This window comes from Aeribacillus sp. FSL K6-2833 (assembly GCF_037965815.1).
Lineage (GTDB): Bacteria > Bacillota > Bacilli > Bacillales > Aeribacillaceae > Aeribacillus > Aeribacillus composti.
On sequence record NZ_CP150189.1, the window covers coordinates 2205709 to 2232008 of the forward strand.

Sequence of the window (26300 nt, forward strand, 5' to 3'; positions counted from 1 at the left end):
ATGCTCTTTCTTCAGCTGCAGCTGGAAAAAGATTTTTTATTGTTTTATAGAATGGACCATATTTATTCTCCACTGAATAAAAAACAACGATCCATTATGCCAAGACACCGTTTCCTTATTGAACGGTTTCTGGAAGCGGATTTAAGTCAATCTCAAAGCCTAAATCTTTTAACATTTCGTGATCTTTTGACATTTCCTGTCCTTCAGTTGTTAAATAGTCTCCGATAAAAATAGAATTAGCCGCATATAACCCAAAAGGCTGTAGCGAGCGCAAGTTTACTTCCCTTCCTCCGGAAATGCGTATTTCTTTTGTCGGCAGCATGTAGCGGAATAAGGCAAGCACCTTTAAACAATATCGAGGATTAAGATTATTTTCTCCTTGCAACGGAGTTCCTTCAATAGGATGAAGAAAATTAACCGGAATAGAATCTGCGTCGATCTTCTTTAAAGCAGCAGCCATTTCAATAACATCTTGTTTCGATTCACCCATCCCGATAATCACACCGGAGCAAGGAGAAATCCCTGCACGTTTGACTTTGTCAACTGTGTTTACGCGATCTTCATATGTATGACTAGTGACTATATGTTCATGATATCTTTCTGATGTGTTCAAGTTATGATTGTATCGATTGACACCAGCTTCCTTCAATCGTTCCGCCTGTTCGTCTTTTAAAATTCCTAAACATGCGCAAACCGTCAAGTTGTATGTATCTTTTATTTCGCGTACAGATTCGCATATTTTTTCTAACTCATGGTTTGTCGGCCCTCTTCCGCTTGCAACGATGCAGAAAGTTCCAGCTTTCAACTCTTGTGCCCGTTTGGCCCCCTCTAAAATGGATTCTTTTGAAAGCAGCGGGTATTTGTTGATCGGAGCCGTTGATACAGAAGATTGGGAACAGTAGGAACAGTTTTCTGGACAATATCCTGATTTTACATTCATGATCATATTTAACTTCACTTTATTCCCGTAAAATGCTTTTCGAATCTTGTAAGCACCATGCAGAAGAAGCAGCAATTCTTCATCAGGACAGTCCAAAATTGCAGCAGCTTCCTCATATGTTATTTTATGTCCAAATAGTACGTTTTCGGCTAATTCAACCCAATCGATTCTCATTTCGTAATCCCCCTTTTCTGTAATACTTAAATGGTAAAAAAAGAAAGGATATATGTCAACTATTTTTTAAATTAAGTTTACATAAAATACAGATAAAAATCCTGCCCGAACAGGCAGGATTTTTTTATTTTACATAAGCGCAGCCGACAATGATCAAAAGTATAAATAATACTACGATCAAAACGAATGAAGATCCGCAGCCATATCCGGCACCATGTACCGGATAACCGTATCCATGTCCACAATGGTGAAAATCGTGATGGTGAAAATGCATTTGCCCCACTCCTCATTTTTTAATCTAGGTTTCAGTTTACATTATGTTTTTTTGGACTTTCAGGTATGTGCACATGCCTATTTTTCCAAATTCTTTGGAACAAACGCCCTGCAGTTGAAAATTGGAAACACCAGTTGTGCAAGCGGGCAGATGATATCGTCCTATAAGAAACATGAGGAGGAACTTCATCTGCGACCGCATTGTGATTGTCTTAAAAAATCAATTTTACAAATTTTAGATTATTTGAGATTACTATAGACATGGCAGCGGTCAACGAAAGAAAAGGAGTGGGCAAATTCGTCTTTTTCCGACATAAGCTGCTAGTATTAGTTCAGAGTCATCTGACCAGTTATGGTTGTACAAGTTTAAAAATATCTTTTTTTCCAAAAAATATAAGCTGTTAAACTTGACATGAGCAATGAAATGGAAATGGGAATAAAAAACGCAAAATGATGATTTTGAAACGGTATCGGCACATTCATCCCATACAAGCTCGCTACTAATGTCGGAATAGAGATGACGATCGTAATTGCCGTCAAAAATTTCATGACAATATTGACATTGTTGGAAATGACTGATGCAAATGCGTCCATCATTCCGCTTAAAATACTTAAATATACCTCTGTCATTTCAATTGCTTGTTTGTTTTCGATAATGACATCTTGCAAAAGATCTTGATCTTCCTCATACATTTTCAAGTAATTTAATCGCAGCAGCCTTTCCATGACAATATTATTGGATTTCAGCGATGTCGTAAAATAAACTAAGCTTTTTTCCAGACTGAGCAATGAAAAAAATTCTTTATTTTTCATCGATTGATGAAGCTCTTTTTCTACTTCGCTCGTTTTGCGATTAATTTGTTTCAGATATCGCAAATAATAAGTTGAAGTTAAATATAAAATTTGAAAAGCAAAACGCGTTTTCATAAACGTATAAAAACCTTTAACTTTGTTTCTGGCAAACTGTTCAAAGATTGGGTTTCCTTGCAAACATACTGTAATAAAACAACTGTCAGTAATGATCATTCCGATCGGGATCGTTTCATAAAACGTTTGCCCGATGTCATCTACCGTGATAACCGGAATGTCAACAATAATCAACACATTGTGGTCCTCTTTTTCAATCCGGGATCTTTCCTCATCATCCAGTGCATCTTTAAAAAAGTCTATTGGAATTTGCAGCCGTTCTGACACGAAATGAACTTCTTCCTCAGTCGGTGCCACCATGTTGATCCAACAACCGTTTTGAATATCTTCAATTTCCTTCAATTGGCCGTTCGCGCTTGACATATAAATGTTCAGCATGCTTTAACCTCCTTTGCTAGAGGCAGTCTGCACGCGCAAGAGTGTCATCGCTTACGAACAGCGCCTCTTTCCGCATACATACTGCCTTACCTATCTCGGGTCCGTCCGGATCTAAAAAAGAACCGCTATTCATAAACGATTTTCACCCTCCTTCATCCATAAAAATTCAACCTAATATATGATACTAATTTTGTTTTACGATGTATATAGGTTTTAACGGAATTTTACATAAATTTGAACATTTAATAAAAAAAGGGCACATGTTTTTGTGCCCATTCGTTTTCATATAATCTTTACTCTGTTTGATCGTCTTCAAACAGTTTTTTATATTCACCATAGCCTTCTTGTTCGAGCTGATCTTTCGGGATAAAGCGAAGCGCAGCCGAGTTAATGCAGTAGCGAAGGCCTGTCGGTTCTGGACCGTCAGGGAAAACATGTCCAAGGTGCGAATCCGCCGTTTTGCTTCTAACCTCTGTTCGGATCATGCCGTAAGATGTATCTAATTTTTCGACGATCTCATGCTGATGAAGCGGTTTTGTAAAACTTGGCCATCCGCAGCCTGAATCAAATTTATCGAGCGAGCTGAAAAGCGGTTTTCCCGAGACGATGTCGACATAAATCCCTTCTTCTTTATGATCCCAATATTCATTTTGAAATGGAGGCTCCGTCCCGTTGTTTTGCGTCACCTCATATTGCATCGGAGTCAATCGTTTCTTCAGCTCTTCTTTATCCCAGTCGCTCCAATGCTTGCGTATAAATTCATCCCGTCCAGACGCTTGACGATACCGTTTGTAGTGAAAAGGATTTTTTTTGTAGTAATCTTGATGATAGTCTTCGGCTGGGTAAAAAGGTTTTGCCGGCAATATTTCGGTCGCAATCGGTTTTTCAAAACGTCCGCTTTTTTCTAAAAGCTCTTTCGATTGTTCCGCGAGCTCGCGCTGTTCCTCCGAATGATAAAAAATAGCCGTTTTGTAAGATTCTCCCCTGTCATAAAATTGTCCGCCCGGATCAGTCGGATCAATTTGCTGCCAAAATATATCCAGAAGCTTTTTATATGGAAACACGTTCGGATCAAAGGTAATTTGCACGGCTTCCACATGACCCGTCGTGTGCGAGCACACTTCTTCATATGTCGGATTTTCCTTATGTCCTCCCGTATATCCGGAAACAACCTTAATAATTCCCGGAAGCTCGTCAAAAGGCTGGACCATGCACCAGAAGCAGCCACCCGCAAAAGTAGCCAATTCATATTTTTCATTGCTCATCATTTTTCCCTCCCTTTAGCTAATTTTCCTGCCTGCTCATTCTCATCGCAAAAGTAAAGATCAACTTGTTCTTCCTACAATACATTATAAAACGATTAAAAAGAACAAAACAATTGATTTGCAACTCAAGCATAGCGAAGTGCAAAAACTAGTATATTCGTTCCATTAAGAATTTTTCCTTTTTTGCTCCATGTTATCACGAAATGGCCATAACGCTGCCATCATGAAGGCTAAAAGCAAAACGATGGAAGCTAAAACGTATGGAAAATCGACGTCGATATCAAACAAAATTCCTGCAATCGCAGGACCGACAATGTTTCCTAAACTTGTATAAGTAGAGTTCATGCCGGCAATAAACCCTTGTTCATCTCCTGCCATATTGGATAATAGAGTGGTGACAGCTGGTCGAAGAAGATCGCATGCTAAAAATACAGCAAACGTTACAGCCATAATGAAAAAGTAGCCGTCAACTAAGGTTGACAGAAAAATAAAGACGGAAGCGCCTAATAAACAAATTTCAATCAACCTTTTCTCGCCAAGATACTTCACTAGCTTGTCAAAGAAAACGATTTGGGCGATGAGTCCAAAAATCGTTCCTGTTGTTATGACGATGGAAATATCTTTCGGCGAAAAACCGAATTTTTTATCGACAAACAAACCGAACATCGTTTCATATGCGGAAAGACCAAATGCTAAAACAAACACGATCAATAGCGGTACAACATACGGAGGTTTGATCGATTTGCTTAATTCGCTTAAAAATTGAAGACGAGTTTGTTTTTCATCTAATTGTTGAATGTTATCATTTGGAAGCGGTTCTTTTAAAAGGAGAATGGAAAAAACGGCTGCGACAAGCGCAATAAATGCCGCAAGAAAAAACGGCACCCGAATGCCGAATTCTGCTGCAAATCCTCCGATGCCGGGCCCGATAATAAAACCTGCGTTAATGCTGGCAGACAAATATCCAAGCGCTTTCGGCCTGTCCTCTAAAGTGGTGATATCTGTAATAAACGCAGTAACAGCGGGCATAATACATGCCGCGCTGATTCCGCCAATTATTCTTGAAATCAAAAGCAAGAAGAACGCAGAACCTATTGCAAATAAAAATTCGGATACAGCAAACAAAACTAAACCGATGACAATCATAATCTTTCTGCCAAAACGGTCAGTAAAAATCCCCGTGACCGGCGAGGAAAACAACTGGGCAGTTGAAAATGCTGCTATGAGATATCCCATATAAACGCCCGATAAATTTAGTTCATTCATATAAGCAGGCAAAACCGGAACAACGAGTCCGATTCCTAAAAAAGCGATAAAAACATTGCAAAGCAGCAATATGAGGGAGATATTTTGTTTATTTGAACGTAACATGATAACTTCACCTGCATATCTTTGACTTTAAATTTTTATGTATCAAGAATCAACTACGATGTAAAATTTTTACTTTTACAGGAAAGAAAGAAGGCGATCCATCAAAGGACGTTTTTCATCCTTCTGGATCCCCTTTCTATCTCGCTTTTCTTTAACTTTTATGCTCGCGCAAATGAAGTACATATACAGCAATGCTTAAAAACAAGGCGCAGTAACCGACATTTATGTAAACTTTGTCTAAATTGTAATCTAAGTTTCCAGCAAGGTATTGTTTATATGCCATACCGCCAAAATAAACAGCAAGGAGGAACATGACGATGCTAGCAATTAAATATATTTTTTTCAAATACATCACCCCTACACCAAATTCCCTTGCTTTTCTTTTTCTATAAAAATGTTTCATCTCTAACAATTTATTTTCTCTTATCTTCACCTCTCCGTCAAGAATTCGCCAGAAAGAATTTTCGCCATTATGTTTCATATTCCGCTATAATATTTTAGGAAAGGAGATCTGAAATATGGCATTACCTGATGATTTTTGCCGGAAAATGAAACAATTGTTAAAAAATGAAGCAGATGATTTTTTTTCTGCTTTGCGAGATGAACCGATCAAGGGACTGCGCTTCAATCGTCTAAAAATAGAAAAAGAAACGTTCATTCGGAAAATACCTTTTTCTCTTTCTTCAGTTCCCTTTTGTGAAGACGGATTTTATTACGATGAAAAACAAGACGAGCCCGGAAAACACCCTTTTCATGCAGCTGGGCTCTATTATATACAAGAACCGAGTGCTATGGTTCCTGCTGAAGTGCTTCAGGCAAAACCCGGAGAAAAAATATTAGATTTGTGCGCTGCGCCAGGAGGAAAATCGACGCAAATTGCCGCGGCGATGGAAAATGAAGGAATTCTTATCTCAAATGAAATTCATTTCAAACGAGCGAAAGCACTATCGGAAAATATTGAACGTTTCGGAATTCAAAACGCTATTGTGATAAATGAACGGCCCGAAAAACTGGTTCAACACTTTCCGAATTATTTCGACAAAATTTTAGTTGATGCCCCGTGCTCTGGAGAAGGAATGTTTCGAAAAGATGATAACGCCATCGAATTTTGGAGCGAGGATCTTGTTGAAAAATGCTCGTACACGCAAAAAAAGCTGTTATCTTTAGCGTTTCAAATGTTAAAACCCGGCGGAACTCTCGTCTATTCCACCTGCACGTTTTCTCCTGAAGAAAATGAACAGGTTATTGAGGCATTTGTAAGCATGCATCCAGAAATGTCTCTTGTTGAAATTCCTAAACGTGAAGGTTTTGATCGAGGAAGAGTGGAATGGACAAAAACGAATTTTGAAGAAATTTCAAAATGCATCCGCCTTTGGCCGCATAAAATCAAAGGTGAAGGGCATTTCGTTGCGAAATTAATCAAAAATGGCGAAAACAATACGAGAAGCAGCGTTTCATATTTAAAATCAAATGTCAAAAAACAGCAATTAGCTGAGTTTCAGCAATTCGAACATTCTTTTTTAAAGAAAAGAATAACCGGGGCATTTTTCTTGAAAAAACAACAGCTGTATGTATTACCTGAAAAATGCCCAGATATTACTTCGTTGAACGTTTTGCGGGCGGGTCTCCATCTTGGAGAAATCAAAAAGAAACGATTTGAACCGAATCATCATCTTGCCCTGTCACTCACACCAAATGATGTGAAATACAGTTATTCCTTCTCAACGAACGAAAAAGATTGGCAGGCTTATTTAACGGGAGAAACGATTTCATCTCCATTGGGTGTAGACAGGGGATGGATATTAATGACAATAGACGGCGAATCGATCGGTTGGGGAAAAGAAACGAAAGGAACCATTAAAAACTTTTATCCAAAAGGTCTTCGTGTTCAATTTTGACAAAACAAAAGCGGGTTTTGATACCCGCTTACTTATTTGAGAGGGAGCGGAACATACAAATTTGCTGAAATTACCCCTTCCTCCAAATCAATTTTTTCAGCTTGAATTTTAGACCCGTTTTCCAATGCCAGCTGATCAAGAAAGACTACAATCTGGCGATTTTTTGCATCAATCTGCACTTCTTTTGGAAAGTGGTATTGGGAATCAATATATTTCAACACATAAGAAACCGGAACGGAAAGTCTCCCAACCGATAAGCTTTTCACCTTTAAAATGACGTTTCCCTGCTGTACACTCGGTTCAAAAGACATGACCATGTCCAAATCCCGGCCGAAAGCGAGAAGGCTGCCGTACAGTTTAATATCATCCGTAATTTCAACCCAGTATGTGAGAGGCTGATGAACGGCTTCCTTTTTTAAATAATCATTGATGACCTTAGTTACTGTCTGTTTATCTGTTTCCACTTTAAAGACAGCAAAATCTTTACTACCTTCCGCTTCCTTTTTCAGAGGCGGCTTTTCCCCAGGCATAAGCAGAAGACCAGAGGAGATGAGAATAATCAAAAAATTGGAAAACAACAAGATAAAAAATGCAAGCTTCCATTTATTCATTTACTTCAATCCTTTTTTGTTCCATTTTCCAATGTTTCCATAACCCTTGCCGCAATCAATACATATCCGTTCTCGTTCGGATGGAATTCATCTGTATATAAGAGGTTTTTGTCCTCTCCTTCTTGAAAAATATCCTGAATTGAAACGAATACCGCACGTCCATCTCCGAGCAAAATTTGTTTCGTCCGCTCGTTCCATTCCGAAATAATCATATCAATTTCCGGAAATTCTGCCAATTTCCACGCAAACGGATTATAAAGCCCAATAAACGCAATGACTGCCTGTTCATTTGTCGACCGGATCTTGTTCATAATGTCTCTTAAACGTTGTTCATAAAGAAGGCGTTCTTCTTGAAAAAGTTCAACTGTTAATTCAAAAATATTTTCCCGCACGACTTTCATTAAATCATTTGCACCAATCGTCATGAAAATGAGATCGGCATCTTCCAATTCCTTTTTTACTTGATCTTCATCAAGCTTTTTTAACAAATTTTCCGTTGAATGCCCCATCGCTGCAAAATTGACTGTTGAAACAGATGAAATGTCTTCCTTTTTTTCTAATTCATCTGAAACAAGACCAACATAGCCTTCTTTTGTTCGGTCGCCCACTCCTTTTGTCAGGGAGTCGCCAAGTGCAACAATTTTGATATCTCCTTGCAATTGAAAAGAGCTGGACCTACTTTCATTCCCCGCGACAGCGATTTCAGTTTCAATCGGTTTGCTCTCTTCCTCTTCCGCCTTCGCTTGATTTGAAGGAGAAGCAGTGGATTTTTGGACACATCCGGTTAATAAGAAAAAAGCCATAATAAGAAGAGAAAATTTTTTCGACAGCATTCCTATCACCTTGTGACGATCTCTTTCTTTTTATTATATCATACGAAAAAAAGTTTAAAATTGACCCAAAGGCATCATGTACAGAGGGTCCTTTCCCCCTGCAGTCAGACGCTTTAGGCCAACTTTAAACTTTATTGAACAGCTTTTATATCGTTGATGATTTCGTCATACGGCGTATTTTCAACACCGTTGTAGCTTTTTAAAACAACTCCGTTTTGATCCACTAAATAAAAGCTCGTTCCATGAATGACCTGATCATCGCTTTCCGGTTTTTGAACGATCGTTTTAAAACTGTTTTTTGCAAAGTTTTCAATTGTCTCTTGGCTGTATCCGGTTAAAAAATGCCAGTTGTCAAGAGAATCGGAAAATTGATTTGCAAATTGTTTCAGTTTCTCTGGTGTATCTACTTCCGGATCAACGCTGAATGATACAAACTCGACTTCAACACCTTCTTTTTCCGCTTTTTCCTGCAATTGAGCCATATGGGCTGTCATCGGCGGACAAACGGTTTCACAGCTTGTAAAAACAAAATCAGCTACCCAAACCTTCCCTTTTAAATCTGCTAAAGCAAAGGGCTGTCCGTTTTGATCCGTAAATTCAAAATTTTCCACTTTATAATTCAACGGATCTTTTATTTTATTTCCGCTGCAAGCCGTTAAAAAGATCAATAACAGAAAACAGGAAATGAACATTTTCTTCTTCATCGATCATTCACCTTTCACCTATTCTCATCGAAAGTGTATCAAATTTTCATTCAAGTGAAAACAAATTCCAAAATGATTCATAAAAGATTCAAAAAACTAGCTTTTACTTATGGCTTCACATAGTAAGAAACTCCTAAAGCTCCTTTGCCGGTATGAATGGAAATGATTGGTGTCGTTGTGCAAATATCAATTTTATCGGCGGTTGTGATCTTCAACAATTCCTCTTTTAAGCGCAGCGCCAAATCTAATGCATTGGCATGCGCCACCCCAATCCTCAGCAAATCGCGATCTTTTATATCTTGAATCAATTGCTTCATAAAAAATTTAACAACTTGCGAATGGCTTCTAACTTTTGTGATTGGCGTAAAGATCCCATCTTGTAAAGAAGCGATCGGTTTAATATTCAATAACGATCCTAATAGAGCCTTTCCCTTTCCAATCCGTCCCCCTTTTTCCAAATGCTCGAGAGTGTCTACTGATACATAAAGAAAAGTGTTTTTTCGTACTTGTTCTATATGAGAGATTATTTTGTCTAACATTGCTCCCTTTTTTGCCATTTTTGCCGCTTCAATCACTTGAAAACCTAAAGCGCTAGATATATAGTTGGAATCTATGACCGTAACTTCTCCCTCGGTCAGGCTTGCCCCCTGCTGTGCGGCGCGCACTGTTCCGCTCAGTTTACCGGACATATGAATGGATAGCACTTGAAAACCTTCTGCATGAAGGCGATCATACATTTCCTTAAAATGGATCGGAGAAGGCTGAGAACTTTTCGGTATTTCTGCTGATTCCATCATTTTTTCAATAAATTCCGCTGGTTCAAAATCAATGCCGTCCGTATAAGATACACCATTCAATGTATAGGTTAACGGAACAACTTCAATATTGTATTCCTCCAAAATATTTTTATCTAAATCTGCTGTTGAATCGGTAACGATCCTTACCTTTTGTGTCAATATATTCACTTCCTATCAAACAATAATATTTCAACCTTATCACGTTTCTGATCAAAAGAAAAGAAACAGTCTCTAATCTTTACCCGTCCTAACATATTTTGAAACTTAAAAATTCAAAAACGGTCAATTTCGCAGATCTCTCCTTCTTCTCCAAAACGCTTAAAAAAATAAAAAGCCCTTGCCGATAATCAAATATCTGCAAGGGATATTTCTTTAAGCGTTATGTTTTAATCGGTTGTCTTGAAAAATTGATTCATAATCTTTCCACTTTAAAGCATGCTTCAAATAGCTTCGAAAATTATAAAGGCTTTTTGGCTTTGATTCTTTGCAAATGTTCGCTATAAAAAGCTGCAAATGAATATTTAACATGAAACGGTAAGAGTTATCCTCCTCCAATACTGGGATTTCAACAATCTTCACCTTCTGTCCATTTTCAAGTTTGAACTCTAGGCTTTTAAATAGCAAAGTATCAATCCTCTTTTTACCCGTTTCTTCTATTATACAACAAAATAGGAGCGAATTTTGCAAAAATTTGTCATATACAAAAATATTTTAAATTAACAAATTGAATAAGTTGCTGTCCTTGTTAACCTCTGTAAAAGGAAAACCTTTCTTTTTCATTCTTTCGACTAATCCGCGATAATCTTCCCGATGCTTGACTTCGATGCCGACAAGCGCAGGACCGCTGTCTTTATTATTTTTCTTCGTGTATTCAAAGCGAGTGATATCATCCGTCGGACCTAATACCTCATCTAAAAATTCACGTAAAGCACCCGCACGCTGCGGAAAATTAACGATAAAATAATGCTGCAAGCCTTCATAAATTAAGGATCTCTCCTTAATTTCCTGCATGCGCTCAATATCGTTATTGCCTCCGCTAAGAATGCAAACGACATTTTTTCCTTTTATTTGATCTTTGTAAAAATCAAGCGCTGCGATTGGAAGCGCACCTGCTGGTTCTGCTACAATTGCATTTTCATTATATAAGTTCAAGATCGTTGTACAAATTTTTCCTTCCGGCACAAGTAAAAGATCGTCCAAAATTGTCCGGCAAATGGAAAATGTCTGATTTCCTACCCGCTGGACCGCCGCTCCATCCACAAATTTTTCAATTTCATCCAGTTCGACTACTTCGCCTTTTTCGAGTGATTTCGCCATAGCTGGTGCGCCGGAAGGTTCCGTGCCGATTAATTTTGTTTCCGGCGATACGCTTTGAAAGTATGTGCCGATGCCAGACATTAACCCTCCGCCGCCGATAGCAGCAAACAAAAAATCAATTGGCTCATCGCTGTCATTTAAAATTTCAACAGCAATGGTGCCTTGGCCCGCAATGACATCTTTATCGTCAAACGGATGGATGAACGTACGGTTTTCTTTTTCGGCGCATTCAAGCGCTTTTTTATACGCATCATCAAATGTATCGCCTGTCAACACAATTTCAATGTACTCTCTTCCGTGCAATTCCACCTGAGATATTTTTTGTTTTGGAGTTGTGGAAGGCATAAAAATTTTTCCATGCACTTTTAACGCTCTGCACGAAAATGCGACTCCTTGCGCATGATTTCCAGCACTTGCACAGACAACCCCATTTTTCGTTTCCTCAGGAGTCAAATGTTTCATTTTGTTGTAAGCTCCTCTTATTTTAAAAGAGCGTACAACTTGCAAATCTTCCCTTTTCAAGTATACCCGGCAACCATATTTTTCAGATAATCTTTGGTTAAATTCCAATGGAGTATGTGTCACAACATCCTTTAATGATTGATGCGCTTTTAATATATCTTCTACTTGGACGAATGCTTCAACTTTTGTCAAATTCGTCATCGTACATCCCTGCCCTTAAACAATTTCTTAATTTTTAAATTATAACACGATTCAAATAAAAATAAAATTACATCTATTGTTTTTATTTAGAAATCGGCTTTTTTGACCGATTGAATCCAATTTTACATGTGAAATTATATGATTCTTATATGTATTACTTGCAATGCAAGATATGGCACAACTAAAAAAGACGCTTGAGCGCCTTTTTTAATGTCCTATAGAAGCCGGCAAAAGAAGCAATGCTTCCTTGACTTCAAATTGACTCAGACCGTTCTTATTTATTTCGCTCGTACACAAGGAAGCGGTGCGGATAAACATTTTTTTCATCAACTACTCCATCTTTTTGGGAAATAAGCTTCCATTCAGAAAAATCAATTTTTGGAAAATATGTGTCGCCTTCAAACTCCCCCTCAATTTCTGTTACATAGAGCCGATCGGCAAACGGAAGCAGCGCTTCAAAAATCTTCGCTCCGCCAATTACAAACATTTCTTCTTCCTTATTGTTGTTTTGGGCAAATTGCAAAAATTCATTTATCGAATGAAAAACGAGACAGCCTTCGCAAGAAAACTTTTCATTCTTTGTTAACACAATCGTTTCTCTTCCGGGAAGGGGCCGTCCAATCGATTCAAAGGTTTTACGGCCCATGACGATCTTTTTGTTCATCGTTGTTTCTTTAAAATATTTTAAATCATTCGGAAGATGCCAAGGAAGCTTATTGTCCTTTCCGATCAGCCGGTTTTCATCCATCGCAAACAAAAAGGAAATCATACACTCACCTCACCTTTAATGTGAGGATGAGGATCATACCCTTCCAGCGTGAAATCTTCATAAGTAAAATCAAAAATGGATTTTACCTCTTTATTCAATTTCATTGTCGGAAGAGGCCGCGGCTCCCTCGTCAGCTGCAATTTTACTTGCTCAATATGGTTGTTATAAATATGAACATCGCCGAATGTATGGATAAACTCCCCGGGCTCCAAGTCGCAAACTTGAGCAATCATCATCGTTAAAAGCGCATAGGAAGCAATATTGAACGGCACACCTAAAAAAAGGTCTGCGGATCGTTGATAAAGCTGACACGAAAGCTTTCCTTCCGCAACATAAAATTGGAAAAACGCATGGCACGGCGGTAGAGCCATTTTATCTAAATCAGCGACGTTCCAAGCACTTACAATCAATCGCCGTGAATGTGGATTCGTTTTAATTTGTTCAATGACATTTGAGATTTGGTCGATGGTATTTCCGTCTGCACCTGTCCACGAACGCCATTGGTAGCCGTAAATGGGGCCCAAGTCGCCGTTCTCATCTGCCCATTCGTTCCAAATTCGGACACCGTGTTCTTGTAAATATTTTACGTTTGTATCACCTTTTAAAAACCATAACAGCTCATAAATGACCGATTTTAGATGAATTTTTTTCGTCGTAACAAGAGGAAACCCTTTAGCCAAATCAAAACGCATTTGATATCCAAATGTGCTGATGGTTCCTGTCCCCGTCCGATCCTGTTTTTTAACCCCGTGCTCAAGCACATGTCTGCATAAATTTAAGTATTGTTCCATTGATGACACATCCTTTAGTTGAAATGTTACTTTAGTTTACAATCGGCTCGTTCTCTCATTGCTATTAAACCGTTTGTCAAACGAAAAAATTTTTTCAAAATCCGGATCGAAAAAGCCGTCTCATGCAGCTTATTTTTGCAATCTCCATCTTTAAAAATGGAAAAATTGGCGAATCGCCAATTATTTCCCGCTGCACACTTTCTGAAATTATTTTATCTCTTCCAGCTTATCATTTACATCTTCGTTATTATGAGCAATGCGGCTAGCTGCACTTGCAGCAATGGCTGCCACGATATCGTCTAAAAATGTATTGACTTTCCCGTCATGGCTATTGTTCAGCTCTTTGATGATTCCAAATTTTTCTTTGTCTAAATAGCCATAATTCGTAAATCCAATTGACCCATAAACATTTACAATCGATAACGATAAAATTTCATCAATTCCATATAGCGGTTCATCTGATTCGATAATTTGCTGAAGAGGTTCAGGAAGCAATTTTTGTTCCGCAAGCTTGTCTAAAGCAATTCCTGTCAAGACAGCATGAATGATTTCTCGTTTTCTTAAAATCTTTTCAACATGGTATGTGCATTCTTCAAGAGACAGATCGGGAATGTATTTTTTTTGCAGCTCCAACACGATTTGTCCAATGTCTTTTAATGTTACTCCCCGATCTTCCAATAATTCAATCGCTTTTTTTTGGAGCTTTTCAAGTGAATACGCCATTTTCAATCACTTCCTTTACTGCATCCAATTTGGAGGTGTGTTTGTGTCCCAATAAATTTTCCCCAATGCATAATGGGTTTGAAAGTGGTCATGGTATGTATGGTAATGAAAATCAAACCAATAGCCTTGTTTTGGCGGATGATCGACGCGAACATGAAATCGTATCAAGTCTTTTCCGCTCGTACGATCATAAATGTGAAAAATTTTTTCTCCTTTTCCATTCGCAGGTTTTTGGGATATAGCCAAATCTGCAAATTTTTCCTTCTCCGTTGCCAAGAAGGTTTTGATCACTTCTTCCATTTGCGGCAAAACTAAGTTGCGAAACTCATCTTCTATCACACCGCTGATTTTTTTGCCGAATTTTTCAAATGATTGTTTTTCCGCTTCAAACAAAAATTGATCGACAATGTTTGGCTGTTCTATTGCTGACTGATCTTGTGAATCACGATGCAGTAATAGTTTTTTCTCTTCGGCCTCCGGTGCATAGTTTGCGTCAGGAGCCTGTTTATTGACGGTTAAGGCGGACGGAGGCGCTACAAGCCCGAATGTTGCGAGTGTAAATAAAACGACAAGCGATTTTCGAATCCAATTTTTCAAGTTCCCAACATCCTTTCCGCCAAATGAACAAACGATACTATCATTCTATCATATTTTAATCAAAATAGATATTTGATAGAGTTTTTTGACTGAAAAGAAATGGGTTCAAAAAAACGAGAAAAAAGGGTAAAATAAAAATCAGAAGTTGGAGGCAGCAGATCGGAAGCCGACAATTTGGGAAACCGGCAGAAAATGACCGTTCAACTCATCCTGCAAAATTTTTTCTAGTTGATTGGAGGAAAGTACATATGTATGATGCAATGTTCATAATAGGTAGCTTTATTACACTTGCATATTTAATTGTAATGGAACTTACAGACTGAAAGCTCATGGAAGACCATGAGCTCTTTTACTTTTAAGAAGCTGAATATCATTAGCAATGCTTTTCAAATGCTTGAAGAAGATTTTCCATAACTCCTTCCAGCGTATTGCCTTCAATGTCATGTCTTGGGATAAAATGGACAACTTCTTTTCCTTTTAAAAGAGCCATTGACGGCGACGACGGTTCATAACCGATAAAATACTCCCTCATTTTTGCCGTCGCTTCCCGATCTTGACCCGCAAAAACTGTTACGAGATGGTCAGGAGTTTTTTCGCTTCTTACTAAAGCTTGTGTTGCCGCTGGTCTTGCAAGTCCCGCTGCGCAGCCGCAAACGGAATTCACAAAGACGAGCGTTGTCCCTTCCGCTGATTCCATAAATTGATCCACCTCTTCAGGTGTAACTAATTCGCGGAATCCAGCATTTGTCAACTCATCTCTCATCGGTTGAACGAGCTGACGCATATACTCTTCATAAGCCATTGACATTTTCAATCCCCCTAATTTTTACTATATTTAACATTATTCGTTTATGAAACAGAAATATGCTACTTTTGCCGGCTTTCGGTCATTTGCTTCCAAACGGATCCTTTTGCTTCTTCTCCTTTTTCGATCCTTTCTATTGCCATCTTTATTTGCATTTTCACTTCAAATTCTGGATCGTCTTCCGCTTCCTTCAGTTCCTTTAAAACAGATTCATCTCCTACTTCGTACAAAAACATGGCTGCTCGCCAACGAACAAGTTTACTTTTGTCCTTCAATGCTTTCGCCATTTCAGGAATAGCCGCTTTGTCCCCGATGTCAGATAGCGCATCACCTGCTGTTCTTCTAACAGTAACGCTTTTATCTTTTAACGCTTTATAGAGCAAAGGAAGGACAGCCGGATCTTCGAGCATTCCTAAATAGACCGTTGCAAGTCTTCGTATCGATGCTTTCTCATCATTCAACGCTTTTTCCAGCACATCTAAATCTTCAAGCGTTGGATCCATTTGCTCCAAATGGGCAAACCGCTTTTGCCAATCAGGATCATCAAGCATGTCAACCGTTACTTTGTAGCTGAATCGCTTAAACGTTTCCTTTTCATCCTTTTGATGAATGATTCTATTTTTTATGCGTTCCAGCCTGTCATCCGGATAGGCTGCTGATATTTCATCGACAACCTCCTGGCCGATTGCATCCAAATCTCCGTAGCGGACGCCATGCTCCTTCCATTCCCTTTCTAAAACAACGTTGTTCGCATGCTTTTGAACTTCCATGATCATGTTTCGGAAGCGTTCAGGCAGCCCGTAGCGGCGCTCCTCATGTCCGTCTGTCAGCTTTACTTGCATCGGCAGGCCGTGAAACATTTGAATAAACACTTTTACTTCGCCATATCCTTCTTCAGGAGAATAGGCGTCCTGGCTGTTATCTTCAACCTGCTCGCCGAAAATGCTTCTTACTTCTGATAAAATATCCTGCCAATGATATTTGCTGTTTCGTTCAATGGCCATAAAATCTGCAACATGATAAACCCCTTTCACCCCTTCAATTGCTAAAATGGATTGGATTTCCTTTGGTGCTTCATGAGCATTTTCTTTTTTATAATTGTTCCTTTTACCTGCCGGAAGCTCTTGGTCGAGAATTACTTTCATCGTATTAGGGCTTGGGGTAGGTTCAATCGACTTAATGTTCACAAGATGTCACTCCCTACTTCCTCTTAGCTAGTTCCATTTTAACATGCCAGTCTGCAAAATTCTTTCCAAAAGCACTTGCAGTGAAATAATGGAGAATTTACAAAAGCTTTTCGATATAAGGAGCGATGTCTTTCGGATTTGTTTGCGGAACAAATCGCTCTACCGGATTGCCGTCGCGGTCGATCAAAAATTTTGTAAAATTCCATTTAATCATCTTTGTTCCAAACACGCCTGGAATTTGTTCGGTCAAATACACAAATAAAGGATGGGCATTCGGGCCTCTCACATCAATTTTTGAAAAGACGGGAAATGTCACACCATAATTTTCACAAAATGTTTGGATTTCTTCGTCCGTTCCCGGCTCCTGATTGCCAAACTGATTACACGGAAACGCCAGTACGACAAATCCTTTTTCTTTGTATGTTTCATATAAATTTTGCAAATCTTTGTATTGCTCCGTAAAGCCGCAATAACTTGCAGTATTGACAATGAGCATGACATTTCCTTTATACTGTAATAGTGATATTGTTTGCCCATCTGCGGTTTTTACATCAAAGTCATAAACAGTCATCACGCCTCCCCCTCCATTTACGTTGATTTTACATTACAGTCATAATAATAACAAATCTAAAATTGAAATATCATTTTAAACTATCTATAATATTAGCAAAACTTAGTCTGATCATGTTCTGTTTCGCTCTGCACATGATTCATTTTTTTGTTTTTCGATTACATTCCGGAGGTGCACATACATGCCAATTAATATACCAGCAAATTTGCCGGCAAAAGAAATATTGGAGAAGGAAAACATTTTCGTGATGGATGAAAAAAGGGCTTACACTCAGGATATCCGCCCATTAAATATTGCCATTTTAAATTTAATGCCAGAAAAAGAAAAAACGGAGACCCAGCTTCTCAGACTTTTAGGAAATTCTCCGCTTCAAGTTAATATCACGTTTTTGCGTCCGAAAACCCATACGCCAAAAACAACGGCAAAGCAGCATTTAGAACAATTTTATACAACGTTTGATCAAGTCAAGCATCGAAAATTCGACGGGTTGATTGTAACAGGGGCTCCTGTTGAAAAAATGCCTTTTAATGCTGTTAATTATTGGGAAGAGTTGACGAACATTTTTGAATGGACGAAAGAAAATGTGACATCTACTTTGCATATTTGTTGGGGTGCTCAAGCAGGCCTATTCTATCATTACGGCATCGATAAATATATGCTGCCGAAAAAATGCTTCGGCGTTTTTGAACATAAAATATCAGATCCTTCCGTCAAGCTGTTAAGAGGTTTCGATGAAATCTATTACGTTCCTCATTCTCGCCATACGGACATCGATGTGGAAGAAGTGAAAAAACAAAAAGATTTAGAGATTTTGTCTTATTCGGATGAAGCGGGTGTATGTCTTATTTCTTCGAAAGACGGGAGATTTATTTTTTTAACCGGACATCCTGAATATGATGCAACAACATTAAGAGATGAATATGAACGAGATTTGGCGAGAGGACTTGACATCGAAATCCCAAAAAATTATTTCCCTAATGACGACCCGACGAAATCGCCTTACAATCGCTGGCGGTCGCATGCGAATTTGCTGTTTGTCAACTGGCTTAACTATTATGTATATCAAGAAACTCCTTATATTTGGGAATAATAATAGCAACCTGGTCGGATTAAAATACGACGTTCTGAAATTGAGGTGATGAAATCGTTTATGAATAAGCAGAAAATTTTGATCTTGACAGCAAAGTACGGAAACGGGCATATTCAAGTGGCAAAGACGCTGGAAAAGCGATGTATGGAACGGGGTATGGACGTCATCGTTTGCGATCTATATCAAGAGTCTCATCCACTCATTACTGAATTCACAAAATACCTGTATTTAAAGAGCTTTTCGTTTGGAAAACAGTTTTACCGTTTGTTTTATTATGGTGTAGATAAAATGTACAATAAACGAGTCATGAATGTTTATTACACAATGGGCAGAAAAAAACTTGAACAAGTGATTGCTGCTGAAAAACCCGATATCATCATCAATACGTTTCCAATGATCGTCGTACCCGAATACCGGAGACGCACCGGTCACGTGATTCCGACCTTTAATGTCATGACAGATTTTTGTTTACATAAAATTTGGGTGCATCAAAACATAGATAAATATTATGTTGCATGTGAAGATGTAAAAGAAAAACTTCTCAGCTTAGGGATCGACGAAAAAGACGTAAAAGTTACCGGAATTCCTATACGCAGCCGATTTGAAGAAAATATTGAGATAGAACCGTTGTACCGTAAATATGGATTAAGTGAGAACAAACATATTTTGCTTATTATGGCAGGTGCTCACGGCGTCTTAAAAAATGTGAAAGAAATTTGCGAAGCGATGCGCTATTCAGAAAACGTCCAAACCGTTGTTGTATGCGGAAACAATCATGCGCTCAAAGACCGCTTAGCCCCTCTTGCTAAAGCAAGCAGAGATCAATTGAAAGTTTTGGGTTACGTCGAAAGAGTGGACGAGCTGTTTCGAATTGCTTCCTTGTTGATTACAAAACCCGGAGGAATTACGTTAACAGAAGCTTCTTCCCTTTCGGTTCCTCTCGTTTTATACAACCCGGTTCCTGGGCAGGAAAAAGAAAACGCGGAATTCTTTGCAAAACACGGTGCTGCGGTCATCGTCAACAATGTATCTGATATGATTGATGAGGTGAACAAATTATTGCATTCACCTGATAAATTAAAACGGATGCGTAAAAATATTTTTCAACTGTACCATCCAAACGCTGTGGACACCATTTTAGACGACATAAAGTTAGAAAGTGAACGAATGTCTAAATATATTCATGAACATATTTCATAAACGAGTGTCAATAAGACATTCGTTTTTTTATAAAATGATGTCGCTTTATCGTATTAACTTCCTCGTATTACCTGGAAAATGCTTTTTTTTTTTGCGAGAAAACAGCACCGATTTTCACGGTGAAAGCATCCTTGTCATGTAGCCGGCAATTAAGCTGATTTATTCCTAATCAATTTCCATCTTAGCGTTTTGACAAAAATTCGAATGATTGGAATAAACTTGACTTTCAATAATTGGTTAGTGTATAGTAGATATATCATTTAGCTGAATATAGGCAGCCTAAGGTTTTGAGACCTTGCTTGTTGCATTATATTCCTGTTAAATGATAAAAAATTTTTTAAGCACGGCTTTGTGCGGAAAGTATTAGGAGGAAATCGAAATATGCAACAAAATGGTAAAGTAAAATGGTTTAACAATGAAAAAGGTTATGGTTTTATTGAAGTTGAAGGCGGAGACGATGTTTTTGTCCACTTCACTGCAATTCAAGGCGAAGGTTTCAAAACCTTAGAAGAAGGTCAAGCGGTATCTTTTGAAATTGTCCAAGGAAATCGTGGACCACAAGCAGCGAACGTTGTAAAATTATAATCGATGATCATTTGATCTTCAAATATAAAAAGAGGCTTTTGCCTCTTTTTATTTTTTATTTTCGGAATTTTTATTTATTACTGAATTTTCGATCGCCGCGCTTGCGTGTCCCCCTCAAATTTTTCCCCAGCTCTTTAATTTGCTGTCCCACCGTACATTTATTAATACAAAATGAATGGGCATATGTTTTTCCGTATTCTTTTCGAAAATGAGCTTTTAAAAAACAATTTACGCAATATTCATCCATTAATTCAGTCACTTTTTCAAATATAGCCGCACGATCTTTCATCATTCCATCTCCACTGTTTTTTTATTTATCATTATGCTGTTTCACAAAAAGAGATTGTACTTTCTCGAAAATGTATCTTTCGCATTCTCAATTGAAGAGACTAATTTTTTATACCATATTCTGTTCAACCTTGCAACCGATTCACTCAAAAGGGTTTTTACAGACATTGATCGAATTGTATGGTATAATCACATCGATTTTTTTGAAAAGAAAAAGGCAATCAAATAGATGTTTTACTTAATAAGATCAAAAGCTCCTCACATCTATTTTAAGCTTTTTTCATCCTTATCATGATCTTGATGTCATGTTATATTCTTCATTTTTAAAAAAATTCCTCTAAGGGAGTGAAATTGATTGGTAGAAGTCTACATAGATGGTGCGGCAAAAGGAAATCCCGGACTTTCCGGCGCCGGTATTTATATAAAAGGGACGAACATTCAAGAAAAATATTTTTTCCCCCTTGGTGTCATGGATAATCATGAAGCTGAATTTGCTGCATTAGTCAAAGGACTTATGATCTGCCTTGAAAAAGGATATAAGATCGTCTCTTTCAGGACCGATTCACAGGCAGTGGAGCAAGCAGTGCTTAAACGTTATGCAAAAAATCAACGCTATAACAGCCATCTTCAAGAAGCGTTAAAGCTCATCGATCAATTCGATTTGTTTTTTATTAAATGGATTCCCGAAAAGCAAAACAAAACGGCTGATGAATTAGCCAAAAAAGCATTGCAGCTTCAAAAAGGGATTGATCATGAAGGAACAACAAGCGGCTGATTTTAAGTTTTTTCGCGTTGCTTATATTTGGAAACAGCATTTTTTATCGTTCAGAGGGCTTTATGTGTTAACTCATATTATTGAAGAAGAACTAACTACGTTCTGGTCTTTCATTGGAACCCTTTATTGTATTAGCACGCAATAAACTAACAACGTTCGGAGCGTTCACCGGAACCTTTAATGTATTAGAACATGATAAACTAACAACATTCGTGAACATTCAGCGGAGCCTTAATGTATTAGCGCGATAAACTAACAACGTTTGTGAACATTCACCGGGACCTTTAATGTATTAGAACACAATAAACTAACAACGTTTATGAGCGTTCCATCAAGAGCGGGGCCCCATGAGATCATCCGCTTTTTGATCAGAGGGATGAGCTTGGTTTTTGCGGCTTCTCCCGGCAAAAAACATTTCCACAAACCATTTTGCACGTTCTGTTAGCATCCAGAAAATAAAGACTCTTCCATAAATGTTATGAGGAACTGGGTCATCCAGTTCCTTTCAGCTTTGCTTCCGACTTACATATTCTTTTACCATTTCTTCCGTTACGTATTTTCGCTGCGGAACGATTCCGGTGGTTCTGGCCAGCTCATTCATTTCTTTTGTAATTTCGTTAATCGTTTGCACGGAAAAATGAAGCCCCTTTTCGCAAAGCATTACAGCTTCATCGATTGCCTGCTCCCGTTTTTCTTCTAGATGCAAAAACCTTTTCACGATCTCGTGCTGGCGGTTTGAATGCTTTGTTATCTCTTTATGTACTTCTGCCATCTTTTTTCCCCCTAATTTTTGAGTTCGAGCACTTTCAAAGGAAGAGAGGAGCTTCTGCCCCTCTTTATGAAAGCGATGTTAATTCATTGAATTTTTCTTTCATCCATTGTACATCATTTGGTGCTGTCAACGTTTTTAATCTAGCTTGAATAAATTGTTTTCCTTCCTGAATCATTTTTTCCTTCAGCTGTTCGATTTCCTTTTTCAATAATGCTTCGTAATGGCGAGCCAGATGCTCTTCAAAAGCTCTCACCGACATGTCAATCGTATCTTTCAAATTCTGCTCTAGAATATCAAACAGCTTTTGCTTTTCGTTCTGCTCGAAAAATGATTTCGTATTTCGGAACACTTTATGTGCTTTTGAAACATCAAATTGAATGTAAGGGAAAACGGAAACTTGGATCCGGATTTCTTCCCATTGAACCTCTTCTATATTTGAAAACGGAACTGCTTCACATTGTTTAGCAACCATGTCGGAAAGGTTCTGATTGATTTTTTGCAATATTCCGTTTAAATAATTTTCAATACGAAGTGTTGTAGCGTTCATTTCCTGCTGGAGCTGAATATTCAGTCCTTCTATCATTTCGTTAAAACAATCCATTAAAATGGCTGCTTCTCCCTTTGTGTTGTTTGTAAATTTGCCAGGATGATACGCCTCTTTAAACAGCTCCGGAAGTTTATGAAGAAGCCGCTGTTTTACGTAATAGTTCAATTCTTCCGTTTCCTGCTGGAATGTTATAACGTATTCGTCAACTGATTGCGTACGAATTAATTCCTGCATGCGATTGAGCTGATCCTTCAATTCGAGAATTTTCTGATCGCGTTCGCTTTCATCAAGCTCCAAAAGCTTGATCATATCTGAAAGTTCTGAGACCGCCTGTTGAAATTCATGTTCAGCCGCTTGAATTAAAACGGTCATCAATTCATGATGGATAAAATGTTCAAACGACTTGAGAAAATGCGGAAACTCGTCTCGAACCTTTGAAATCTTTTTCTTTTCCAATGCCTGTAAGCTTGAAACTTGAAAAAGCTTCGGCTCTCGGATTGAATGGGACAATAACATTTGCTCGACATAATTTCGAACATCTTCTGCATCTTGATCATGTTCCGCCAAATCAATTGCATTGATGATAAAAAACATTTTATCTAACGTAAAGGCGTCCTTTACAAGACCAAGCTGATCCAAAAACTGCTGATCTCCTTTTGAAAATGGATGGTTGTAGTAAGTTAAAAAGATAATGGCATCCGCATGTTTTATATATTGGAAAGCAAGTTCTGTATGCCGGCCGTGAAATGAACTCGCACCTGGAGTATCAACAAGAGTAATCCCTTTTCTAGTCAGATCACAATCATAATAAATCGTTACATCCTGAATCATACATGACCGTTCTTCTTTTGCAACAAATGACTCAAGCTCATCTGCCTTGATCCATTTCACTTTTTGATCTTCTTTTTCATAAAATGAGATTCCTTCTAAAAAGGTGTTCAGCCTTCGTTGAACCATTTCATCTTCCGTTCGTTTCATTGCTTGAAGCATCGCTTCGCGCAAACCGGAAAATCGCTCCGCCTTAAGAGAAAGCGGTGCTAGCAATTCATTAATTTCTTCTAAAATTTGCTGCTCATTTTTAAAGACTACTTCCACATCCCCGTGTTTTTTGCCATCTTTAACACCGGTTAATTTATTGATAACAGCGGTTGTTGGAGTTGGCGAGGAAGGGAAAATTTTTTCACCAATCAAGGCATTTAAAAAGCTCGATTTTCCTGCACTAAACGCGCCAAAAATTGCAATTTGAAAGGAGCGGTTCTCAATTTGAGAAAGTTTTTCTTTTAAGCGGTTGGCTGAATGCTCCAGCCCAGTCTCATTTAAAATTTCAATCCCTTTTTGCAGCTTATTTATCATTTGAACTTTCTTCGCCGCTTCATGTTTTCGTTCGGTTTCTTTTTTCTCTATTTTTTTATCTTTTCTTTGCTTTTCATTCGAAATAAGGAATTGAAGAGAATTCCATTCCATGATTTGTTTTTGCAGATGTTCGGCTTTCCATCGCTCGATATCGATATTGTCAACAGTTCCTTGACCATTTAATATGTCGGAAAGCTGTTTAAACTCATTCATAAATTGTTCTTTCTCATCAATCGCTTTAGACATTTGCATCAGTTTGACTGTAAGCTGTTCCCGCTCCTGCTTCATCCGTTCTCTTTCTGTTTGATTCATCTTGTGTAACGCTTTGATCATGTGATCGCGCAAGCTTTGAGCTTCTCGTTTGCACAATTGCTGTACAGCATTTGAAACATCTTTCCCATACTGGAGCACATATTGACCGTTTAATTCAGCCCCTGGTTTGATCACGTCAAGCAGCATATTTTCATCAAATTCGATCGAAAAGCTTAGTATTTGCTGTAAAAGAGAAGGTTGGTCGATATGATGCTTTTCGTAATATTTTTTCGCCATATTGATGATGTGCCATACAATTTGCGATTCCACATTTTTGGCCAGCTCTTCATAAAATTGAATAAGTGCATTTCGTTTTGCCTCTTCTGTTTTCTTTTTTGAGAAAAACAAACCAACTTTAAAATCTTTTTTCTGGGTTTCAATTAATTTTGCCGCTTTTTCCCTTGTATCATAAGGCATAAGATTGGCGTTTCTCAACAAACCATCAAGTTCTTGATCAAATGCTGCTTCAAACTGTTTAATGTCTTCATCTATCAGTTTGAGCTTCTGTTCTATTTCCGACAATTTTTGCTGGCTGTTTTGAAGCAGCTGATCAAGCTGATTCCATTCATCCAATGAGAGATGAAGGCTCTCCGCTTTCTCTTTAGACAAATCCTCCTTCATTTGTTGAAGCAAAATTTTTGCCTGCTCCAATACATTTTTTCGCACTAAATGCTTTTTATTATCGACTAGCCCATTTAACCGCTCCTCTAACTGCTTAAATTCGTTTAAAGGATGCTCAGGCGATTTCGTTGTCGTATAATAAATATTTTCCTTTTCAATTCCGATAGCTGTCAGCGAGGCTTCAATGTTTGTTTTAAACGTTGAAAAAGGTATTTCATCTTCTTGATGCTTATCAATTTGGTTGATGATGACGATGATCGGTTTATTCATCCCCCTCAGCTTTGACAAGAAAGAAAAATTCAGCTCCGACTGAACGTGATGATAATCCGTCACATATACGATGTAATCCGCTAAATGGAGCGCCGATTCTGTTCTTTTGCGATGATCGTCATCCGTCGAATCAATTCCCGGCGAATCTGTTAAAATCAGATGTTCACGAATCGTAAAATAAGGCCGTTGAATAAATACTTTTTCAATTTCATTTTCTTGTTTGCACAGCTTGCTGATCAGCTCATTATCCAAATCGTCTTTCGATTCATACATTTTGCCATTAAACAGATGCACACGGGTCAAACGTTCGCCTTTCGCCAGCATGACGATATTGGAGCTGGTCGGAAGCGGACTCGAAGGCAAAATGGTTCCGTTTGCAAGCTTGTTTAACAGCGATGATTTTCCTGCCGAAAAATGGCCCATAAATGCAATTTGGATTTGATCCTGCATCTCTTTTTCAATTAATTCTTTCCATTTTTGTTTATAGGAAGCTTTGACTTCTTTAGGAAGCTTTTCAAATATTTGAATCAAGCTGCTGATTTGTTCTTGCTCAACTACATTTCCCATACCTCAGGCTCCTTTTCGTCAATTCCTCATGTTGATTTTACCATATTGCCCGTAAATGAAGGCAAAAAAATTATTTTCAGGAGCCTGGATCAAGAAAAAACCCGCTTCGCTTCCTCCCAAGCGACTGTTAAAAAGCTCAGTTTTCCCATAAAAAAGAGATTGACTGTTTTTTGCCAATCCCCGCTATGTAATATATGAAAAATTTATTTATGAATTTGAATCGACTCGCTTCAAAACATATCCGATTAAAATGCTATAAATCAAAACCGTACTACCGACAAAAAGCATTGTCATGTCGTCACAGCCTTTCTTGAGAATGATTTTCA

The 26300-nt window shown here is 38.2% G+C and carries 28 protein-coding genes; 6 read left to right on the plus strand and 22 right to left on the minus strand.

Annotated elements, in window-relative coordinates:
* Positions 1–115 precede the first annotated feature (115 nt).
* From bioB to ypmT, 6 genes are all read right to left on the minus strand, one after another.
* The gene (gene bioB / locus NSQ94_RS10780) at positions 116–1114 is read right to left on the minus strand and encodes a biotin synthase BioB (protein WP_339229042.1); all 999 of its coding nucleotides are present in this window, start codon (positions 1112–1114) and stop codon (positions 116–118) included.
* A gap of 124 nt (positions 1115–1238) precedes the next feature.
* On the minus strand, positions 1239–1388 hold the full coding sequence (locus NSQ94_RS10785; protein ID WP_082829556.1) for a YjcZ family sporulation protein: 150 nt from the start codon (positions 1386–1388) through the stop codon (positions 1239–1241).
* A gap of 365 nt (positions 1389–1753) precedes the next feature.
* Complete coding sequence (locus NSQ94_RS10790; protein WP_063389686.1) at positions 1754–2692, minus strand: magnesium transporter CorA family protein; 939 nt, start codon at positions 2690–2692, stop codon at positions 1754–1756.
* A 293-nt stretch (positions 2693–2985) separates the two neighbouring features.
* Positions 2986–3957 (minus strand): peptide-methionine (R)-S-oxide reductase MsrB, encoded by a 972-nt coding sequence (msrB, locus tag NSQ94_RS10795; protein ID WP_063389685.1) that lies wholly within the window; start codon positions 3955–3957, stop codon positions 2986–2988.
* Positions 3958–4122: 165 nt separating this feature from the next.
* Positions 4123–5328, minus strand: a complete 1206-nt coding sequence (locus NSQ94_RS10800; RefSeq protein WP_339229044.1) for an MFS transporter — start codon at positions 5326–5328, stop codon at positions 4123–4125.
* Between the two features lie 151 nt (positions 5329–5479).
* Positions 5480–5674 carry a protein YpmT gene (ypmT, locus tag NSQ94_RS10805; RefSeq protein ID WP_063389739.1) on the minus strand — a complete coding sequence of 65 codons (195 nt, stop codon included), beginning with the start codon at positions 5672–5674 and terminating at the stop codon, positions 5480–5482.
* Between the two features lie 172 nt (positions 5675–5846).
* Between ypmT and NSQ94_RS10810 the strand changes: the two genes are divergently transcribed.
* Positions 5847–7226, plus strand: a complete 1380-nt coding sequence (locus NSQ94_RS10810; protein ID WP_130157591.1) for an RsmF rRNA methyltransferase first C-terminal domain-containing protein — start codon at positions 5847–5849, stop codon at positions 7224–7226.
* 32 nt (positions 7227–7258) lie between these two features.
* Here NSQ94_RS10810 and NSQ94_RS10815 read toward each other — a convergent pair whose 3' ends face one another.
* The 13 genes from NSQ94_RS10815 to NSQ94_RS10875 all read right to left on the minus strand — a co-directional run bounded on the left by NSQ94_RS10815 (position 7259) and on the right by NSQ94_RS10875 (position 17594).
* Positions 7259–7837 (minus strand): YpmS family protein, encoded by a 579-nt coding sequence (locus NSQ94_RS10815; RefSeq protein ID WP_066250274.1) that lies wholly within the window; start codon positions 7835–7837, stop codon positions 7259–7261.
* Positions 7838–7842: 5 nt separating this feature from the next.
* Complete coding sequence (locus NSQ94_RS10820; RefSeq protein WP_082829554.1) at positions 7843–8670, minus strand: SGNH/GDSL hydrolase family protein; 828 nt, start codon at positions 8668–8670, stop codon at positions 7843–7845.
* Between the two features lie 131 nt (positions 8671–8801).
* Positions 8802–9374: an SCO family protein gene (locus NSQ94_RS10825; RefSeq protein ID WP_094245660.1), complete on the minus strand. Its 573-nt coding sequence runs from the start codon at positions 9372–9374 to the stop codon at positions 8802–8804.
* A gap of 107 nt (positions 9375–9481) precedes the next feature.
* Positions 9482–10330 carry a DegV family protein gene (locus tag NSQ94_RS10830; protein WP_339229047.1) on the minus strand — a complete coding sequence of 283 codons (849 nt, stop codon included), beginning with the start codon at positions 10328–10330 and terminating at the stop codon, positions 9482–9484.
* Between the two features lie 213 nt (positions 10331–10543).
* Positions 10544–10795 carry a DUF2535 family protein gene (locus tag NSQ94_RS10835; RefSeq protein ID WP_063389678.1) on the minus strand — a complete coding sequence of 84 codons (252 nt, stop codon included), beginning with the start codon at positions 10793–10795 and terminating at the stop codon, positions 10544–10546.
* An 87-nt stretch (positions 10796–10882) separates the two neighbouring features.
* Positions 10883–12151, minus strand: coding sequence for a threonine ammonia-lyase IlvA (gene ilvA / locus NSQ94_RS10840; RefSeq protein ID WP_063389677.1), 1269 nt, complete (start codon positions 12149–12151; stop codon positions 10883–10885).
* A gap of 274 nt (positions 12152–12425) precedes the next feature.
* Complete coding sequence (locus tag NSQ94_RS10845; RefSeq protein ID WP_311067234.1) at positions 12426–12920, minus strand: dihydrofolate reductase; 495 nt, start codon at positions 12918–12920, stop codon at positions 12426–12428.
* Positions 12917–13711 carry a thymidylate synthase gene (locus tag NSQ94_RS10850; protein WP_063389675.1) on the minus strand — a complete coding sequence of 265 codons (795 nt, stop codon included), beginning with the start codon at positions 13709–13711 and terminating at the stop codon, positions 12917–12919. Before NSQ94_RS10850 ends, NSQ94_RS10845 begins: the two co-directional genes overlap by 4 nt.
* A gap of 207 nt (positions 13712–13918) precedes the next feature.
* Positions 13919–14434 (minus strand): phosphatidylglycerophosphatase A, encoded by a 516-nt coding sequence (locus NSQ94_RS10855; protein ID WP_063389674.1) that lies wholly within the window; start codon positions 14432–14434, stop codon positions 13919–13921.
* Positions 14435–14449: 15 nt separating this feature from the next.
* Entirely contained in the window at positions 14450–15031 is a 582-nt protein-coding gene (locus NSQ94_RS10860) for a YpjP family protein (RefSeq protein ID WP_066250261.1), read from the minus strand.
* A gap of 373 nt (positions 15032–15404) precedes the next feature.
* The gene (locus tag NSQ94_RS10865) at positions 15405–15839 is read right to left on the minus strand and encodes a BrxA/BrxB family bacilliredoxin (protein WP_063389672.1); all 435 of its coding nucleotides are present in this window, start codon (positions 15837–15839) and stop codon (positions 15405–15407) included.
* Between the two features lie 59 nt (positions 15840–15898).
* Positions 15899–17023, minus strand: coding sequence for a conserved virulence factor C family protein (locus NSQ94_RS10870; RefSeq protein WP_066250259.1), 1125 nt, complete (start codon positions 17021–17023; stop codon positions 15899–15901).
* A gap of 97 nt (positions 17024–17120) precedes the next feature.
* Positions 17121–17594 (minus strand): glutathione peroxidase, encoded by a 474-nt coding sequence (locus NSQ94_RS10875; protein WP_063389670.1) that lies wholly within the window; start codon positions 17592–17594, stop codon positions 17121–17123.
* 181 nt (positions 17595–17775) lie between these two features.
* Between NSQ94_RS10875 and metA the strand changes: the two genes are divergently transcribed.
* The 3 genes from metA to cspD all read left to right on the plus strand — a co-directional run bounded on the left by metA (position 17776) and on the right by cspD (position 20469).
* Entirely contained in the window at positions 17776–18684 is a 909-nt protein-coding gene (gene metA / locus NSQ94_RS10880) for a homoserine O-succinyltransferase (RefSeq protein WP_063389669.1), read from the plus strand.
* Positions 18685–18744: 60 nt separating this feature from the next.
* Positions 18745–19884 (plus strand): diglucosyl diacylglycerol synthase, encoded by a 1140-nt coding sequence (locus tag NSQ94_RS10885; protein ID WP_063389668.1) that lies wholly within the window; start codon positions 18745–18747, stop codon positions 19882–19884.
* A gap of 381 nt (positions 19885–20265) precedes the next feature.
* The gene (gene cspD / locus NSQ94_RS10890; RefSeq protein ID WP_063389667.1) at positions 20266–20469 is read left to right on the plus strand and encodes a cold-shock protein CspD; all 204 of its coding nucleotides are present in this window, start codon (positions 20266–20268) and stop codon (positions 20467–20469) included.
* A 70-nt stretch (positions 20470–20539) separates the two neighbouring features.
* Here the strand turns inward: cspD and NSQ94_RS10895 are convergent, their stop codons facing one another.
* Positions 20540–20758 (minus strand): zinc-finger domain-containing protein, encoded by a 219-nt coding sequence (locus tag NSQ94_RS10895; RefSeq protein ID WP_157728045.1) that lies wholly within the window; start codon positions 20756–20758, stop codon positions 20540–20542.
* A gap of 354 nt (positions 20759–21112) precedes the next feature.
* Here NSQ94_RS10895 and NSQ94_RS10900 point away from each other — a divergent pair, with 354 nt between their 5' ends.
* The gene (locus NSQ94_RS10900) at positions 21113–21532 is read left to right on the plus strand and encodes a reverse transcriptase-like protein (protein WP_144596975.1); all 420 of its coding nucleotides are present in this window, start codon (positions 21113–21115) and stop codon (positions 21530–21532) included.
* Positions 21510–21677, plus strand: coding sequence for a hypothetical protein (locus NSQ94_RS10905; protein WP_339229050.1), 168 nt, complete (start codon positions 21510–21512; stop codon positions 21675–21677). Before NSQ94_RS10900 ends, NSQ94_RS10905 begins: the two co-directional genes overlap by 23 nt.
* A 360-nt stretch (positions 21678–22037) precedes the next feature.
* Here NSQ94_RS10905 and NSQ94_RS10910 read toward each other — a convergent pair whose 3' ends face one another.
* Both NSQ94_RS10910 and NSQ94_RS10915 read right to left on the minus strand, forming a co-directional pair.
* Positions 22038–22304: a YpbS family protein gene (locus tag NSQ94_RS10910; protein ID WP_063389664.1), complete on the minus strand. Its 267-nt coding sequence runs from the start codon at positions 22302–22304 to the stop codon at positions 22038–22040.
* 64 nt (positions 22305–22368) lie between these two features.
* Positions 22369–25974 carry a dynamin family protein gene (locus tag NSQ94_RS10915; RefSeq protein ID WP_339229052.1) on the minus strand — a complete coding sequence of 1202 codons (3606 nt, stop codon included), beginning with the start codon at positions 25972–25974 and terminating at the stop codon, positions 22369–22371.
* Positions 25975–26300: the final 326 nt, after the last annotated feature.